This window comes from Pseudomonas sp. SWRI92 (assembly GCF_014268685.1).
In the GTDB taxonomy this organism is placed as follows: Bacteria; Pseudomonadota; Gammaproteobacteria; order Pseudomonadales; family Pseudomonadaceae; genus Aquipseudomonas; species Aquipseudomonas marvdashtae.
Genome location: NZ_JABWQY010000019.1, coordinates 26,325 through 43,342 on the forward strand (window position 1 = coordinate 26,325; position 17,018 = coordinate 43,342).

Below are 17,018 nucleotides of genomic sequence, written 5' to 3' on the forward strand. Positions count from 1 at the left end.
AGGTCAACTCAATCCGCCTGACAAACCGAGGCGTCAGATTTTAGGGCTGCTGCGCAGCCCAGCGGGGATAAATCCCCTCGCCACAGGTTCATCACAGCATCAGGAGTTGTGTACAACTTATAGCTGCGGGGATTCCTGGTTCGGCTTGCTCTTGTCCACGCCCGGCACGTGCAGGTTGCCTTCGGCCACCTGGTCGCCTTCAAGCTGCGGCTGGGTCACCCAGGTCAGGATGTCGTAGTAGCGGCGGATGTTCGCCACGAAATGCACAGGTTCTCCGCCCCGGGCGTAGCCGTAGCGGGTCTTGCTGTACCACTGTTTCTGGGACAGGCGCGGCAGGATCTTTTTCACATCCAGCCACTTGTTCGGGTTCAGGCCTTCCTTGGCGGCGAGCTTGCGCGCGTCGTCCAGGTGGCCGCTGCCGACGTTATAGGCGGCAAGGGCGAACCAGGTGCGGTCTGGCTCCTCAATGCTCTCGTCCAGTTGCTCCTTCATATAGGCCAGGTACTTGGCACCGCCCATGATGCTTTGCTTCGGATCCAGGCGATTGGACACGCCCATGGCCTGCGCGGTGTTCTGGGTCAGCATCATCAGGCCGCGCACGCCGGTCTTGGAAGTAACCGTCGGTTGCCAGAGCGATTCCTGATAGCCGATCGCCGCCAGCAGCCGCCAATCGACCTTTTCTTTCTTGGCGTAGGCCTTGAAGTGCTGTTCGTATTTGGGCAGGCGTTGCTGCAGATGCTGGGCGAACGTGGTGGCGCCCATGTAGCCGAGGACGTCAACGTGGCCGTAGTAGCGGTCCTTGAGGCGCTGCAGCGTGCCGTTTTTCTGCACCTTGTCCAGGTAGGCGTTGATTTCGTTGAGCAGGCTGTTGTCTTCGCCCGGGCCCACCGCCCAGCTTTGGCTGCGGGCATCGCCCAGGTCAAACGCCACGCGGACGTTGGGGAAGTACACCTGGTTCATCGCCACTTCGTTGGAATCCACCAGGGTCAGGTCGATCTGGCCTTCATCGACCATGCGCAGCAGGTCGACGACTTCAACCGCGTCGGACTCTTCGTATTCGATACCCGGATATTGCTGCTTCAACTGCGCCAGCTGTTCGGCGTGGGAGCTGCCCTTGAGCACCATGATCTTCTTGCCGGCCAGGGCCGACGCGTCGGTAGGGCGGGACTGGCCGTTGCGGTAGATGATCTGGGGGGTGACTTCCAGGTAAGGGTGGGAAAACCGTACCTGTTTCTTGCGCTGTTCGCTGCTGACCAGGCCCGCGGCGGCCAGCACCGGGCCGTTGGGCTTGCCCACCTGGCCGAACAGGTCGTCGAGGTTGTCGGCGGTCTCGATTTTAAGCTCGACCCCCAAATCCTCGGCGAAGCGCTTCACCAGCTCGTATTCGAAGCCGGTTTCACCGTTGCGATCCTGGAAGTAGGTGGCGGGACTGTTACGGGTGACGACCCGCAGCACGCCATCCTCCTTTACGCGCTCCAGTGTGTTGGGTTTCTCAACACAACCACTGAGCACCAGGAAGAGTCCGGTTGCGATCAGCCATCTGGCGTACCGCGGACGCAAAGCCGTTGGGGAAAACATCTGCGCAGTATACGCAAACGGCCTCGACCGCCATATATCGACAGTAAAAGGCCAGTCTGTTAGAGGTTGCAAAACGTGTCCGCAACTCAGGCGGGCCGGCGCGCGACGGGTTTTATGTCGGTAAAAAATAACTCCATGGCGTTATCGCAACAGCGACGCGACCAGGCCGTCTGCGCCACGACCGACGTTCGGCTGGCATTGCACCTACCGTTTCGGATGCCGTCGCCAGCGGTTTAGGCTAGAATGCACGGCCTCAAAGCACACCCCTTCCCGAGGCTGTCCCGAAGATGTTGATCCTGCGCGGCGCTCCTGCCCTTTCTGCCTTTCGCCACAGCAAACTTCTTGAGCAACTGAGCCAGAAAGTACCGGCTGTCAGTGGCTTGTATGCTGAATTCGCTCACTTCGCCGAAGTCACCGGCGGTTTGACCGGCGACGAACAGCAGGTGCTCGCGCGCCTTCTGAAGTACGGTCCCAGTGTTCCCGTCCAGGAGCCGACCGGTCGCCTGTTCCTGGTGTTGCCACGTTTCGGCACCATTTCGCCGTGGTCGAGCAAGGCCAGCGACATCGCCCGCAACTGCGGCCTGGCGAAAATCCAGCGCCTGGAACGCGGCATTGCCTTTTATGTTGCCGGTGAGTTCAGCGAGGCCGAGGCCCAGCTGATCGCCGATGGCCTGCATGACCGCATGACCCAAGTCGTACTGGGCAACCTGGAGCAGGCCGCCGGCCTGTTCAGCCACGCCGAGCCCAAGCCGCTGACCGCCATCGACGTACTGGGCGGCGGCCGTGCCGCGCTGGAAAAAGCCAACGCCGAGCTGGGCCTGGCCCTGGCTGAAGACGAGATCGATTACCTGGTCGACGCTTTCCTGGGCCTGAAGCGCAACCCTCACGACATCGAACTGATGATGTTCGCCCAAGCCAACTCCGAGCACTGCCGCCACAAGATCTTCAACGCCAGTTGGGACATTGACGGCCAGGAGCAGGAAAAAAGCCTGTTCGGCATGATCAAGAACACCTATCAGATGCACAACGAAGGTGTGCTGTCGGCCTACAAGGACAACGCGGCGGTCATCGTCGGCAACGTTGCCGGTCGCTTCTACCCGAACCCCGAGACCCGCCAGTACGGTGCGGTCCAGGAGCCGGTGCACATCCTGATGAAGGTCGAGACCCACAACCACCCGACCGCCATCGCCCCGTTCCCGGGCGCGTCCACCGGTTCCGGTGGCGAGATCCGCGACGAAGGTGCCACCGGTCGCGGCGCCAAGCCCAAGGCCGGGCTGACCGGTTTCACCGTGTCGAACCTGCAGATCCCAGGCTTCGAACAGCCGTGGGAAAAGCCCTACGGCAAGCCTGAGCGTATCGTCACCGCCCTCGACATCATGATCGAAGGTCCCCTGGGCGGGGCTGCGTTCAACAACGAATTCGGCCGTCCAGCCCTGACCGGTTACTTCCGTACCTTCGAACAGTCCATCACCACCCCCCGTGGTGAAGAAGTCCGTGGTTACCACAAGCCGATCATGCTCGCTGGCGGCATGGGCAACATCCGCGCCGAACATGTGCAGAAAGGCGAGATCCTGGTCGGCTCCAAGCTGATCGTCCTCGGCGGCCCGGCCATGTTGATCGGCCTGGGTGGCGGCGCGGCGTCCTCCATGGCCACCGGCACCAGCTCGGCCGACCTGGACTTCGCTTCGGTCCAGCGGGAAAACCCGGAAATGGAACGCCGTTGCCAGGAAGTCATCGACCGTTGCTGGCAGTTGGGTGAGCACAACCCCATCAGCTTCATCCACGACGTCGGCGCGGGCGGCCTGTCCAACGCGTTCCCGGAACTGGTCAACGACGGTGGCCGCGGTGGCCGCTTCGAACTGCGCAACATTCCGAACGACGAGCCGGGCATGGCCCCGCACGAAATCTGGAGCAACGAATCCCAGGAGCGCTACGTCCTGGCGGTCGGCCCGGCCGACTTCGAACGTTTCCAGGCCATTTGCGAGCGCGAGCGTTGCCCGTTCGCCGTGGTGGGTGAAGCCACCGCCGAGCCGCAACTGACCGTGACCGACAGCCACTTCGGCAACAGCCCGGTGGACATGCCGCTGGAAGTGCTGCTGGGCAAGGCTCCGCGCATGCACCGTTCGGCCGTTCGCGAAGCCGAGCTGGGTGACGATTTCGATCCGTCGACCCTCGACATCGCCGACTCCATCGAGCGCGTGCTGCATCACCCGGCCGTGGCGAGCAAGAGCTTCCTGATCACCATCGGCGACCGCACCATCACCGGCCTTGTGGCCCGCGACCAGATGGTCGGTCCATGGCAAGTGCCGGTGGCCGACGTGGCCGTGACCGCCACCAGCTTCGACGTCTATACCGGCGAAGCCATGGCCATGGGCGAGCGCACGCCGCTGGCGCTGCTGGACGCCCCGGCGTCGGGCCGCATGGCGATCGGCGAAACCCTGACCAACATCGCGGCCTCGCGCATCGGCAAGATTTCCGATATCAAGCTGTCGGCCAACTGGATGTCCGCCGCCGGTCATCCGGGTGAAGACGCCCGCCTGTACGACACCGTCAAGGCGGTCGGCATGGAACTGTGCCCCGAGCTGGGCATCACCATTCCGGTGGGCAAGGACTCCATGTCCATGGCCACGCGCTGGAACGACGAAGGCGTGGACAAGAGCGTGACCTCGCCGCTGTCGCTGATCGTGACCGGTTTCGCTCCCGTCACCGATATCCGCCAGACCCTGACCCCGCAACTGCGCATGGACAAGGGCACCACCGACCTGATCCTGATCGACCTGGGCCGTGGCCAGAACCGCATGGGCGCCTCGATCCTGGCCCAGGTGCATGGCAAGCTCGGCTCGCAAGCGCCGGACGTCGATGATGCCGAAGACCTGAAAGCCTTTTTCGCGGTGATCCAGGGCCTCAACGCCGACGGTCACTTGCTGGCCTACCACGACCGTTCCGACGGCGGTTTGCTGACCACCGTGGTGGAAATGGCCTTCGCCGGTCACTGTGGCTTGAATCTGACCCTGGACAGCGTCGCCGAATCCGCCGCCGAGATCCCGGCGATCCTGTTCAATGAAGAGTTGGGTGCGGTGATCCAGGTTCGCCAGGACGCCACCCCGGACATCCTCGCCCAGTTCAGCGCCGCCGGCCTGGCTGAGTGCGTCTCGGTGATTGGCCAGCCGATCAACAACGCCCACATCAACATCACCTTCAACGGCGACACGGTCTTTGAAGGCCAGCGTCGCGTGTTGCAGCGCCAGTGGGCCGAGACCAGCTACCAGATCCAGCGCCTGCGCGACAACGCCGATTGCGCCGAACAGGAATTCGACGCGCTGCTGGAAGAAGACAATCCGGGCTTGAGCGCCAAGCTAAGCTACGACGTCAACGAAAACGTCGCCGCGCCCTACATCAAGAAAGGCATTCGCCCACAAGTCGCGGTCCTGCGTGAGCAGGGCGTCAACGGCCAGGTGGAGATGGCGGCCGCGTTCGACCGCGCCGGTTTCAACGCGATCGACGTGCACATGAGCGACATCCTCGCCGGTCGTGTCGACCTGAACGACTTCAAGGGCATGGTCGCGTGCGGCGGTTTCTCCTACGGCGACGTGCTGGGTGCCGGTGAAGGCTGGGCCAAGTCGGCGCTGTTCAACAGCCGCGCCCGCGATGCATTCCAAGGCTTCTTCGAGCGCACCGACAGCTTCACCCTCGGCGTGTGCAACGGTTGCCAGATGATGTCCAACCTGCACGAGCTGATTCCGGGCAGCGAGTTCTGGCCGCACTTCGTGCGTAACCGTTCCGAGCAGTTCGAGGCGCGTGTGGCGATGGTCCAGGTGCAAGAGTCGAACTCGATCTTCTTGCAGGGCATGGCCGGTTCGCGCATGCCGATCGCCATCGCCCACGGCGAAGGCCATGCGGAATTCGAGAGCGAAGAAGCCTTGCTCGAAGCCGACCTGTCCGGTTGCGTGTCGCTGCGTTTTGTCGACAACCACGGCAAGGTCACCGAAACCTACCCGGCCAACCCGAACGGCTCGCCGCGCGGGATCACCGGCCTGACCAGCCGCGACGGCCGCGTCACGATCATGATGCCGCACCCGGAGCGGGTGTTCCGCGCGGTGCAGAACTCGTGGCGTTCGGACGACTGGAACGAAGACGCGCCATGGATGCGCATGTTCCGCAACGCGCGCGTCTGGGTGAACTAAGAGGGTGTACAAGCTCTGCTTCTTCGTCCCGGCCAGCCATGTCGACGAGGTCAAAAGCGCCGTATTCGCCGCCGGTGGCGGGCGAATCGGCGACTACGACCACTGCGCCTGGCAAGTGCTGGGCCTGGGCCAGTTTCGCCCGTTGGACGGCAGCCAGCCGTTCATTGGCGAGGCGGGGCAGGTCGAGCAGGTCGAGGAGTGGAAGGTCGAGCTGGTGGTGGCCGATGAGTTGATCCGCCCAGCGGTGGAGGCGCTGAAACAGAGCCATCCCTACGAGACACCGGCGTATGAAGTGTGGCGGCTGGAGGATTTCTGATCCTCCTGCTGCTGTATTAAAAAACCCGCTGATTGGTTCAGCGGGTTTTTTATTGTCCGCGATTCTGTGTACACAAACCTTTGTGGGCAAGGGATTGTGAGGTGTCAGCCGCCAGAGGCTTCAGCCTTGACCTCGTTCCGATTCGCAACAGCCTCCAACGCCCGCAACAGCCCCGGCGCTTTCTCGCCCAGCAACAAGTGCCACACACCGTCCGCTAGCGAGCTAACCCCCTGACAGCCAAGCGCCTTGAGCTGGCTTTCCGATAACCCCTTGCCGTCGGCCAGTTGCACCCGCAAACGGCTCATCGCCACGCAATCGAGCTGCAACACATTACCGCCACCGCCCAGGGCCGCGAGCCACTGTTGCGCCTCGGCCTCGGAGACGGCCGTCGGTGTGACAGGCGCAGCCACGGCGGCCACGGACGCGCTGGCCAATCGTTCGGAAGAGGGCAACGCCTGGCGAATTTCATCGGCGATGCTGTCAGCCATCGGCCCCACCACCACTTGCAAGCTGCCGCCGTTGCCAGGGCGAACCACGGCCATGGCGCCGAGGGCCTTGAGCTGGGCGTCGGACGCCTTGTTGCGGTCCACCATGTCCAGCCGCAGTCGCGTGGTGCAGGCGCCAATCGTGATCATGTTTTCGGCACCGCCCAGCGCCTGGATATAGGCAGCGGCGCGCTGGTTCTCGGCGATGACCGGCGTGTCGCCCGCGGGCACCTCCTCCCGTCCTGGGGTCTTGAGGTCGAAGCGGCGGATGCAGAAATCGAACACCAGGTAATAAATCGCCGCATACGCCAGGCCCACCGGGACGACCAACCAGCCGTTGGTGGATTTACCCCAGCCCAGGACCATGTCGATGAAACCGCCCGAGAAGGTGAAGCCCAGGTGAATGTCCAGCAGATTGGTCACTGCCATCGACAGCCCGGTGAGCAGTGCGTGCACCAGGTACAACAGCGGCGCGAGGAACATGAAGGCGAATTCAATCGGTTCGGTGACGCCGGTCAGAAACGAAGTCAGCGCCATCGACAATAGGATCCCGCCCATGACTTTGCGCCGCTGGGGCAGGGCGTTGCGGTACATCGCCAGGCATGCGGCGGGCAGGCCGAAGAGCATCACCGGAAACATGCCGGTCATGAACTGGCCGCCCTTGGGGTCGCCGGCGAAATAACGGGTCAAGTCTCCAGTGACCACCGCGCCGGTTTGCGGGTCGGTGAAACTGCCGAAGATGAACCAGGCCATGTTGTTGAGGATGTGGTGCAAGCCGGTGACGATCAGCAAGCGATTGAACACACCGAAGACGAACGCGCCGAAGCTGCCGCTGGCCATCAGCAGCTCGCCAAAGGTGTTGATGCCGTGCTGGATCGGCGGCCAGACCAGCCCGAACACCAGGCCCAGGCCCACGGCGCTGAAGCCGGTGACAATCGGCACGAAGCGTCGGCCGCCAAAGAACGCCAGGTATTCCGGCAGCTTGATGTCCTTGAAGCAGTTGTACAGCGCGCCGGCCAACAGGCCGCTGATGATCCCGGCAAGCATGCCCATGTTGATGGTCGCGTCGAGCACCTTCAGCGTCGCGATCATCACCAGGTAACCGATGGCCCCGGCCAACCCGGCCGTGCCGTTGTTGTCCCGGGCGAAGCCCACGGCGATGCCGATGGCGAAGATCATCGGCAGGTTGGCAAAAATCGCTTCGCCGGCGTCGTGGATGATCGCGATGTTCAACAGGTCCGTGTCACCCAGGCGCAACAGCAGGCCGGCAATCGGCAGGATCGCGATGGGCAGCATCAGCGCCCGGCCGAGGCGTTGCAGCCCTTCAATGAAATGCTGGTACATGGCGTCTCTCCTTTTATTGTTCTTCGACGTGGCTCAGCCCAAAGGCCAGTGTTGGTGACAGGCCTGGCGCACGGCTGCGGCACTGGCCAGGTTGAGCAAATCGGTACTGACGCGGCGGCACTGGCCGGCATCGAGGTCACGCACTCGCTCCTTGATTTCGCCGACCTGCGGCGGGCTGACCGACAGCTCCCGTACGCCCAGCCCGATCAGCACCGGCGTCGCCAGCGGATCCGAAGCCAGGGCGCCGCACACGCCGACCCAACGCCCATGCTTTGCCGCGCCTGAGCAGGTTTGGGCGATCAGCCGCAACAGTGCCGGGTGCAAGGCATCGACCCGGGCGGCGAGACCTGCATGGTCGCGGTCCATGGCGAGGGTATATTGTGAAAGGTCATTGGTGCCGATGGACAGGAAGTCCGCGTGCTCGGCCAGTTGTTCGGCCAGCAAGGCGGCGGCCGGCACTTCGATCATCACCCCCAGTTGCGGACGTTCACTCAGGCCCAGTTCGGCGCCCAGCGCATCGAGGCGCTGGCGGATGTGCAGCAGCTCGTCGACCTCAGTGACCATCGGCAACAAGATCCGGCAACGGTGCAGCGGGCGGGTTTGAAGCAGGGCGCGCAGTTGTTGATCCAACAGTTCCGGGCGCACCTGGGCCAGGCGAATGCCTCGCAGGCCGAGCACCGGGTTGGCTTCGGCCGGCAGCGGCAGGTAGTCCAATTGCTTGTCGCCGCCGACGTCGATGGTGCGGATGATCACCGGTTTTTCGCCCATGGCGTCGAGCACCGCCTGATAGGCTTGGCACTGTTCCTGTTCATCGGGGGCGGTACGGCGGTCAACGAAAAGAAATTCGGTGCGCAACAAACCGACGCCGTCGGCGCCGTTGGCAACGGCCTGGCTTGCTTCGGCGCTCGACGCCACGTTCGCGGCGATTTCAATCCCGACCCCGTCAATGGTCCGCGCCGGCGCGTGGGCGAGCGACTGTTGTTGGGCCCGCAGGGCTGCGCGTCGGGCTTGTGCTTGCTGAACCTGCGTCAGGCGCTCGGCGGTTGGCGCCAGTTCGAGGCGTCCGCCGTCGGCATCCAGCACCACGGATTGCCCCGGCGCCTGCGCAAGCAAGGCATCGCCCAACGCCACCAGGCAGGGCACGCCTTTACCCCGGGCCAGGATTGCCACATGGGACGTCGCGCCGCCCTCGGCCATGCACACACCGGCCACGCCTTGGGCGCTGAGTTGCAGCAGGTCCGACGGGGTCAACTCCTGCGCGGCGACAATCGCCCCCGCCGGCACCTCGAACTGCCAGGCCTCACCCAACAACGCTCGCAGGACCCGCTGGCGCAGGTCGCGTAGATCATTGGCGCGCTCGGCCAGCAGCGGACTGCCCAGTTGTCGCAGCACCTGGCACTGCGCGTCGATGGATCGGCTCCAGGCGTGGGTGGCGGCGTCGCCCTGGTCGATGGACACGTAGGCGGCGTCCAGCAAGGCCGGGTCTTCCAGCAATGCCAGATGGGCGCTGAAGATCGCCTGTTCATTGTCGTGGCGCCGGGCCTTGGCGTTTTCCAATGTCAAGCGGATGTCGCCACTGACGTGCTCCAGGGCTTGGCGCAACCGTTGCCGCTGCTCTTCGATGTCGTGACCACCGTCATCGTCGGGCAACTGCAAACCATCCAACCGAACCAACGGTCCGGCCACCAGGCCGGGCGCGGCGCAGACTCCTTGGAGCACGCCGTCTTCGGCGGCCCGACTGGGCGCTTTTACCGGGGGGGCGTGGGCATGGTCGTTTTCGGCCGCGGCTGTGGATAACGTTGCGAGCAAGGCTTGCAGCGCCGCTTCGGCGTCGCTGCCTCGGCAACTGACGTGCACTTGGGCCTGCTCGTTGATTGCCAGGCCCATCAAGCCCATGACGCTGTCGCAGGACGCCGACCGGCCGCCAAAATGCAGGTGCGAGCGGCTCTTGAAGCCTTGCGCAGTCTGGCGAACCAGGGCTGCCGGTCGCGCGTGCAGGCCGCCACGGTGGGCAATACGGATCTGGCCGAACACTTCAATGTCCATATCCGCATCATTGCCGCGTATTTCTCCCGGCCTCTTGGCGACAATGTGCAGCAACGGTTCGCCGACCTTGACCCCTTTAAGCGTGATGGGCCGTGCCTGGAAGTGTTCGCCATTGGTGATGATCAGCAGGCTGACCAGGCTTTTGCAGCGCTGTGCCACGCTGTCCACGTCATAACGCAGCAATGCCTGGCCGTTGCTGACCCGCGCGCCTTCCTTGACCAGCATGGAAAAGCCGTCGCCCTGCAACTCGACCGTGTCCAGCCCCAAGTGCAGGAGCAGTTCGGCGCCGTTGTCGGCCCGCAGGGTCACGGCGTGGCCAGTGCGGGCGACGTGGATCACCTCGCCGTCGCAGGGCGCGTAGAGGGTGTCGTTCAATGGATCGATGGCGATTCCGTCACCCATGGCGCCGCTGGCGAACACTGCGTCCGGGACATGGGCGAGGGTGAGCACCGGACCGCTGAGCGGGGCGCTGAGGATCAGCTCTTTATTATTGTTGGGCATGGGCTCGCTCTCTCTTGAAATCTCATTGGCCTTCGATGGAACAGGGCCGGCGGTTCAGTGGGTCCGGGTGACCTTGCTCAAGTGGCGCGGTCGGTCCGGGTCCAGGCCGCGAGCCACGGCCAGCCTGGCGGCCATGCCATAGAAACTCTGGATCGCCAGGATCGGGTCCAGGGCCGGGTGTTCGGCGCGGCTTAGCGTCAGGTCGCGCTCGGCGATGTCATCCGGCGCGGCCAGCAACACCCGGGCGCCGCGCTGGCGCATGTCGGCGGCCAGGCTTAACACCCCAGCCTGCTCGGCGCCGCGCGGGGCAAAAACCAGTAACGGATAGTGCTCGTCGATCAGCGCCATCGGCCCGTGGCGGACCTCGGCGCTGCTGAAGGCTTCGGCCTGGATCGCCGAGGTTTCCTTGAATTTGAGCGCCGCTTCCTGGGCGATGGCGAACCCGGCGCCACGGCCGATCACCATCAAGCGCTGACTGTCACGCAGCGTCTCGACGGCGGCGCTCCAATCCTGGCTCGCGGCATCGCGCAGGCCTTCGGGCAGCGCGGCGCCGGCTTCGAGCAACTCGGCGTCGTCTTTCCAGTGGGCGACCAGGCGCGCGCTGGCGCTGAGGGTGGCGATGAAACTTTTGGTGGCGGCGACACTGCTTTCGATGCCGGCGCACAAGGGCACGCTGAATTCACAAGCCGCCTCCAGCGGAGAATCTTCTGCGTTGACCATCGCCACGCTCAACGCGCCGCGCTTACGCAACAGGCGCAGGCTGTTCACCAGGTCTGGGCTTTGCCCCGATTGGGAGAACGCGAACGCCACCTGGCCGCTGACCTTCAGTGGCGCCTGCTGCATCGTCACCACCGACATCGGCAGCGAGGCCACCGGTAAACCCAGTTGTTGCATGGTCAGGTAGGCGAAGTAGCTGGCCGCATGATCGGAGCTGCCGCGGGCCACGGTCATCGCCACTTGCGGCGGTTGGCGGCGCAAGCGTCCGGCAATCTCCTGCAGGGCGGGGTCCAATTGTCGCAATTGGCGTTCGACGGCCTCGGACGAGGCCAGGGCCTCTTCAAGCATTTTTGAAGACAATGGCTTCTCCTTCGACCATCACGTCGGTCAAGTTCAGGGAACGGTCCAGGCGTACGCAATCGGCCCAGGCAGCAGGATGCAGGCGTCCGCGTTCAGGCAGGCCGAGGTAGTCGGCGGGGAATTGCGACAAGCGCTGCGAGGCTTCGGCAAGGGGCAAGCCAATCTTCACCAGGTTGCGCAGGGCCTGATCCATCGTCAGCGTGCTGCCGGCCAGGGTGCCGTCGGCCAGGCGCACGCCGCCCAGGCATTTGGTCACGGTGTGGCTGCCCAACTTGTATTCGCCGTCGGGCATGCCGGCGGCGGCGGTGGAATCGGTGACGCAATACAGGCACGGGATCGAGCGCAACGCCACGCGGATAGCGCCGGGGTGCACGTGCAACAGGTCCGGGATCAACTCGGCATATTGCGCATGGGCCAGCGCCGCACCGACGATGCCTGGCTCGCGGTGATGCAACGGGCTCATGGCGTTGTACAAATGGGTAAAGCTGCTGGCCCCGGCCGCCAGCGCCGCGACGCCTTCCTCATAGCTGCCCAGCGTATGACCGATCTGCATGCGCACCCCGCGGGAACTGAGTGCGCGAATCAATGCGTCGTGGCCGGCGATTTCCGGCGCGATGGTGATCACCCGGATCGGTGCCAGGGCCAGGTACGCTTCCACCTCGGCCATCAATGCCGTGTGGGCGAAATTCGGTTGAGCGCCGAGTTTGCCGGGGTTGATGTAGGGGCCTTCCAAGTGCACGCCCAGGACACGGGCACTGCCGCTGGGCCGCTGTTCACAAAACTCGCCGAGGGCCTTGAGCACGCCGGCGATTTCCTCGCTCGGCGCGGTCATGGTCGTGGCCAGCAGCGACGTGGTGCCGAAGCGCACATGAGTGCGAGCGATGGTCTCGAACGCCGGCGCGCCTTCCATGATGTCCTTGCCGCCACCGCCGTGCACATGCAGGTCGATGAAACCGGGCAACAGATAAGGCAAGTCATTGTCCGCCGGATCGCAGGGCTGGCCTTCGATGGACACGACCTTGCCGTGTTCATGTAAGAGACGGCCGCGTATCCAGCCGTTGGCGGTGAGGATGTTGTCTTCGGACATGGGGATTCTCTGATCGTCTAGCGCCGCAGTTCCGCGACAAAGTCGTAGTAGTCGTTGCGGCAATAGGTGTCGGTGACTTCGATGGGCGTGTTGTCTTCCAGGTAGCCGACCCGCGTCATCAGCAGCATCGCGGTGCCGGGGGCGATGCCCACCAAGGCCGCGAACTCGTCCGAGGCGTTGATCGCCTGGATGTGTTGCAGCGCGCGCACGACCGGTTTGCCGATGCAATCGAGAAATTCATAAAGCGAATCGCCCACCGCCTGCGGCTTGGGAATGATCGAGGCGGGCAGGGTGCTCATTTCGATGGCCATGACCGTGTCGTCGGCTTTGCGCAGCCGTTTGAGCCGGGCGACTTTGTCATTGGGCGACAGGCCCAGGCGGATCAGTTCTTCGTGGGTTGGCGGGGTGATCTCTCGCTCTAGCCACTGTGACCCGGGCACGAAGCCTTTGAGGCGGAGCATTTCGCTGAATCCGCTGAGGCGCGAGAGCGGTTGTTCCAGGCGCGGGGTAATGAATGTGCCCGAGCCCTGGTTGCGGCGGATCAGGCCTTGTTCGAATAGCACTTCCAGTGCCTTGCGGGCGGTGACTCGGGAGATGCCCAGTTGCTCGCTCAAGCTGCGTTCGGATGGCATTGCCTGTTCGGCTTTCCATTGGCCGGCGTGGATGGCGGCCTCCAGGTTGCGGGCCAGTTGCAGGTACAGCGGCGTGGGTTGGGTGTCGTCGGGACGCAGGGCCAGGATGTCGTTCATGTGAGCTGTGTCCGATGCTGTTGTAGGAATTTTCGCTCTGTGAGTGGGTGGGAAGCTAATACCACTTGAATACCATGTCAATGTGATGTTCGGCTGGCTTTGGGGAATTACGGGGTGCTTGGATAAGGTTGGCTTAAAGTGGTATTAGTGGGGGCAGAAGGGGGCGTGAAACTACGGCGCTGGCGGCTGCCTCAGAGGGGCAGTGGTATGCCCGGCTTGTGAGTTGTGAATTTTGATATTTATTTTCTGATGGCGGTGGTGATGGGCTGTTTTCAGCTGGGCGTGTATATCCAATGCTGCGGTAACGGCGGCTAATGGTTCCGCTCTTACAGCGTGTTACTTTTGAACAGCGCAAAAGTAACCAAAACGCTTTTGCCCCACCACTCGGTGCCTCGCCTAGGCTCGGCATGCCTGAACGAAGACCTTGCTCCGTGGGCCGCCGCGAAGGGCCATCCATGGCCCAGCGCGGCTACCTCGGCATCCATGCCGAGGTGCCCACTGCGCAACGCCTTCGTTCAGCCAGCGTGGTTAACGGGGCGCCCTAGATCAACGTCCGCCACGAGGCGGCCTTATAGCCGACCTGTCTTTGGCGCCTGTACTTCGATCCAATTGTGGGAGCGAGCCTTCTCGCGAAGGCGGAGTGTCAGCCGGTGGATATGCTGGATGTCATGGCATCTCGTGAGCAAGTACGCTTCCACCGGAAAAATACGGTCCCCACCAAAATCAGGTCGGCTATAAGGCCGCCTCGTGGTGGACGTTGATCTCGGCGCCCCATTAACCACGCTGGCCGAACGCAGGTATTGCGCAGTGGGCATCCCGGCATGGATGCCGGGATAGCCGTGCTGGACCATGGATGGTCCTTCGCGGCGGGCTCACGGAGCAATGCCGGAGTGAGGGCACACCGAGCCTAGGCGAGGTGCCGAGTGGTGGGGCAGAGCGTTTTTGGTTACTTTTGGCGCTCTTTCCAAAAGTGACCCGCTGTAAGAGCGGAACCATAAGCAGCCGTTACCGCAGCAACGGATATGCCCCCAATCCAACCCACCCAAAAAGACTACTCGGAAATTTGTGCGAAACATCCATGACCAGATGGATGGTCTGTCAGACGCCCCGAAGTTTCCGACATGTTTTTAAGGTTGTCCCTAGGAAGCGAGGGCTCTAGCCTTTGGGTGTCGCTGCCAATTCAGCGACCGGGTTTGACCGTCCGAATAAATCAAGGGGCAACAGGCCCGGACGCTTTGTCCTGGGCTCCATGAAATTAAGGAGCTTCAATTGAAAAATAATTCTGACATCCCCAAACCCGCCTCAACCTTCCCCTACGGCGACTACGCTCCCGAAAAACTGAAAGAAGCCGCCGATCGCGCAATGGACCACTACCTCAAGCCCGATGACGAACCAGACCCCCAACCCTCGGTGCAGTTGTTCACCGTATCGGACAACATCGACACCGAAGCCCTGCTAGCCAACCTCAGCGAAACCCTGGCCTCGGCCAATGCGGTGCTTAGCGACCTCATGTTTGACTTAGACGGCTCGCGGCGGCATGTGGCGTCGGCGGTAGCGCAGATGATCGAGCTGGGGACGTTGCTGGCGAACAAGGCCTTGGATCGGGTTGAGCTTCGGACTTGATGCCAACGTAACCTGTGGCGAGGGGATTTATCCCCGCTGGGTTGCGAAGCGGCCCCTGAAACCTGACAGCGCGGTGTGTCAGGCAGAATGGGTTTGCTGCCTTGGGGCTGCCACGCAGCCCAGCGGGGATAAATCCCCTCGCCACAAGAGCTCCGTCGGCGCATGGAAACATGAGTTACGGACGGATTTCGATCATCGTCCCATCCGGCACCAGGTTCCACACCTCGCGCATGTCCACGTTGCGCATGGCGATGCAGCCATCGGTCCAGTCCAGGGTATGAAACAACTGCTCTGGGTTCTCTTCCGAATCAGGCGTGCCGTGGATCATGATCATGCCCCCCGGCTCAACGCCTTCGCGACGGGCGCGGGCGGCGTCGCTGATGTTGGGGTAGGAGATGTGCATCGACAAATAGAACCGGTCACTGGTCTTGCGCCAGTCGATCCAATAAAACCCCTCGGGGGTACGCTTGTCGCCTTCTATCAACTTGGGGCCTTTCTTGGCGCCCTTGCCCAAGGAGATGCGATACGTCTTGAGGGGCTTGCCGTCGTTGATCAATTGCAATTGATGGGCGGACTTGAGCACCAGGACTTTTTCGATGACCTTGCCGTTGTAGGTTCCCACGGCAGCGGCTTGGGACACAGCGGTAAACGACAGGCAGAACAGGACAAGCAACCAGCGCATTGAAACGATATCCCTAGAGGTGTCGCGGCTATATTGGATTTTTCAAGTATTGGCAGGCTGAGCAAGCGGCGGTATCGACTCGGATCGCACCGGGTAATCCTCGGCTCGCCGGTCAGCGTAGAAGTATTCTAGGGTACGGCCCACCGTGCGGAAAGCCAGCTCGTCCCACGGAATGTCGGCTTCTTCGAACAATTGCACTTCCAGGCTCTCGGGCCCGGCGGCGAAATCCACGTCCACCAGTTCGGCGCGGAAGAATACATGCACCTGGCTGATGTGCGGTACGTCGATCAGCGTATAGATGTTCAAGTTTCGGACCCTGGCACAGGCCTCCTCGGCGGTTTCACGGACGGCGGCCTGTTCGACGGTTTCGCCGTTCTCCATAAAACCGGCCGGTAAGGTCCAATAGCCACGTCGCGGTTCGATGGCGCGTCGACATAAAAGCACCTTGCTGCCCCAAGTCGGTACGCAACCGGCCACGATGTTGGGGTTCTGGTAGTGAATGGTGTGACAGGTGTCGCAGACAAAGCGCAGGCGCGAGTCGCCCTCGGGTATGCGCTGGGTCACCGGGTTACCGCACTGGCTGCAGAATTTCATGCTTGGATTCCTGAAGGCTGCGCCTATCTTGGCGTGTGCGCACGGGTATCGGCAAGTTGTCGTTTCGCGACATGACGCCGTTTCGGGGCTTGGGCCGCTTGCGTGATTGGTGCATGATGCTAGGTAGCGAATAAATCGAGAAGTCTCATGCTGGACGAGCTACTGCATCGAGTAAGCAACCATACCCCACGCGATCTGGAGACCGATCGGCGCTTCCCGGAAGCAGCGGTGCTGGTGCCGATTACCCGCAGCGGCGAGCCGGAACTGGTCCTCACATTGCGCGCCAGCGGGTTATCGACCCATGGCGGCGAAGTGGCGTTCCCCGGCGGACGCCGAGATCCGGAAGACCCTGACCTGATCTTCACAGCCCTGCGCGAAGCAGAGGAAGAGATCGGCCTGCCGCCCGGCCTGGTGGAAGTGATTGGCCCCCTCAGCCCGCTGATTTCCCTGCACGGAATCAAAGTCACGCCGTACGTCGGCGTGATTCCGGATTACGTCGAGTACCAGGCCAACGACGCCGAGATCGCCGCGGTGTTCAGTGTGCCGCTGGAGTTCTTCCGCAAGGATCCGCGCGAACACACCCACCGCATCGATTATCAGGGATGCAGTTGGTACGTACCCAGCTACCGGTTCGGCGAATACAAGATCTGGGGCCTGACGGCAATCATGATCGTGGAACTGGTCAACCTGCTGTACGACGCCGATATCGACTTGCACACGCCACCCAAGAGCTTCATCAATACCTGACACCC

General features: G+C 62.9%; 12 protein-coding genes. 4 read left to right on the forward strand and 8 right to left on the reverse strand.

What is annotated here, in order from left to right; all coding sequences use genetic code 11:
• Window positions 1-117: 117 nt before the first annotated feature.
• The gene (gene mltF / locus HU762_RS23000) at window positions 118-1,578 is read right to left on the reverse strand and encodes a membrane-bound lytic murein transglycosylase MltF (protein WP_186640893.1); all 1,461 of its coding nucleotides are present in this window, start codon (window positions 1,576-1,578) and stop codon (window positions 118-120) included.
• A gap of 287 nt (window positions 1,579-1,865) precedes the next feature.
• On the opposite strand from mltF, the gene purL reads away from it, so the two are divergent.
• Both purL and HU762_RS23010 read left to right on the forward strand, forming a co-directional pair.
• On the forward strand, window positions 1,866-5,762 hold the full coding sequence (gene purL / locus HU762_RS23005) for a phosphoribosylformylglycinamidine synthase (protein ID WP_186640895.1): 3,897 nt from the start codon (window positions 1,866-1,868) through the stop codon (window positions 5,760-5,762).
• 4 nt (window positions 5,763-5,766) lie between these two features.
• Window positions 5,767-6,078, forward strand: a complete 312-nt coding sequence (locus tag HU762_RS23010; RefSeq protein WP_186640897.1) for an NGG1p interacting factor NIF3 — start codon at window positions 5,767-5,769, stop codon at window positions 6,076-6,078.
• A gap of 104 nt (window positions 6,079-6,182) precedes the next feature.
• On the opposite strand, the gene nagE is transcribed toward HU762_RS23010, so the two are convergent.
• Genes nagE through HU762_RS23035 form a run of 5 tightly spaced genes read right to left on the reverse strand, consistent with a single transcriptional unit; the run spans window position 6,183 to window position 13,367 of the window.
• A complete protein-coding gene (nagE, locus tag HU762_RS23015; RefSeq protein WP_186640899.1) occupies window positions 6,183-7,907 on the reverse strand; it encodes an N-acetylglucosamine-specific PTS transporter subunit IIBC in 1,725 nt (574 codons plus the stop codon).
• A gap of 33 nt (window positions 7,908-7,940) precedes the next feature.
• Window positions 7,941-10,454, reverse strand: a complete 2,514-nt coding sequence (gene ptsP, locus HU762_RS23020) for a phosphoenolpyruvate--protein phosphotransferase (protein WP_186640901.1) — start codon at window positions 10,452-10,454, stop codon at window positions 7,941-7,943.
• Between the two features lie 54 nt (window positions 10,455-10,508).
• A complete protein-coding gene (locus tag HU762_RS23025) occupies window positions 10,509-11,531 on the reverse strand; it encodes an SIS domain-containing protein (protein ID WP_186640903.1) in 1,023 nt (340 codons plus the stop codon).
• Window positions 11,512-12,618, reverse strand: coding sequence for an N-acetylglucosamine-6-phosphate deacetylase (gene nagA, locus HU762_RS23030; RefSeq protein ID WP_186640905.1), 1,107 nt, complete (start codon window positions 12,616-12,618; stop codon window positions 11,512-11,514). The genes HU762_RS23025 and nagA overlap by 20 nt, the downstream gene beginning before the upstream one ends.
• Before the next feature lie 17 nt (window positions 12,619-12,635).
• Window positions 12,636-13,367 (reverse strand): GntR family transcriptional regulator, encoded by a 732-nt coding sequence (locus tag HU762_RS23035; protein WP_186640907.1) that lies wholly within the window; start codon window positions 13,365-13,367, stop codon window positions 12,636-12,638.
• A gap of 1,269 nt (window positions 13,368-14,636) precedes the next feature.
• On the opposite strand from HU762_RS23035, the gene HU762_RS23040 reads away from it, so the two are divergent.
• Window positions 14,637-14,990: a DUF6124 family protein gene (locus HU762_RS23040; RefSeq protein ID WP_186640909.1), complete on the forward strand. Its 354-nt coding sequence runs from the start codon at window positions 14,637-14,639 to the stop codon at window positions 14,988-14,990.
• Between the two features lie 175 nt (window positions 14,991-15,165).
• Here HU762_RS23040 and HU762_RS23045 read toward each other — a convergent pair whose 3' ends face one another.
• The gene (locus HU762_RS23045) at window positions 15,166-15,672 is read right to left on the reverse strand and encodes a L,D-transpeptidase family protein (RefSeq protein ID WP_072409000.1); all 507 of its coding nucleotides are present in this window, start codon (window positions 15,670-15,672) and stop codon (window positions 15,166-15,168) included.
• 42 nt (window positions 15,673-15,714) lie between these two features.
• Window positions 15,715-16,266, reverse strand: coding sequence for an NUDIX hydrolase (locus HU762_RS23050; protein ID WP_186640911.1), 552 nt, complete (start codon window positions 16,264-16,266; stop codon window positions 15,715-15,717).
• A 147-nt stretch (window positions 16,267-16,413) separates the two neighbouring features.
• On the opposite strand from HU762_RS23050, the gene HU762_RS23055 reads away from it, so the two are divergent.
• Window positions 16,414-17,013, forward strand: coding sequence for a CoA pyrophosphatase (locus HU762_RS23055; RefSeq protein ID WP_186640912.1), 600 nt, complete (start codon window positions 16,414-16,416; stop codon window positions 17,011-17,013).
• Window positions 17,014-17,018: the final 5 nt, after the last annotated feature.

Bases quoted from the DNA above. Each gene is read 5' to 3' on its own strand.
- HU762_RS23035 (WP_186640907.1), bottom strand. From the start codon at position 13,367: ATGAACGACATCCTGGCCCTGCGTCCCGACGACACCCAACCCACGCCG.
- HU762_RS23055 (WP_186640912.1), top strand. From the start codon at position 16,414: ATGCTGGACGAGCTACTGCATCGAGTAAGCAACCATACCCCACGCGAT.
- HU762_RS23045 (WP_072409000.1), bottom strand. From the start codon at position 15,672: ATGCGCTGGTTGCTTGTCCTGTTCTGCCTGTCGTTTACCGCTGTGTCC.
- HU762_RS23050 (WP_186640911.1), bottom strand. From the start codon at position 16,266: ATGAAATTCTGCAGCCAGTGCGGTAACCCGGTGACCCAGCGCATACCC.
- nagE (WP_186640899.1), bottom strand. From the start codon at position 7,907: ATGTACCAGCATTTCATTGAAGGGCTGCAACGCCTCGGCCGGGCGCTG.
- nagA (WP_186640905.1), bottom strand. From the start codon at position 12,618: ATGTCCGAAGACAACATCCTCACCGCCAACGGCTGGATACGCGGCCGT.
- purL (WP_186640895.1), top strand. From the start codon at position 1,866: ATGTTGATCCTGCGCGGCGCTCCTGCCCTTTCTGCCTTTCGCCACAGC.
- mltF (WP_186640893.1), bottom strand. From the start codon at position 1,578: ATGTTTTCCCCAACGGCTTTGCGTCCGCGGTACGCCAGATGGCTGATC.
- ptsP (WP_186640901.1), bottom strand. From the start codon at position 10,454: ATGCCCAACAATAATAAAGAGCTGATCCTCAGCGCCCCGCTCAGCGGT.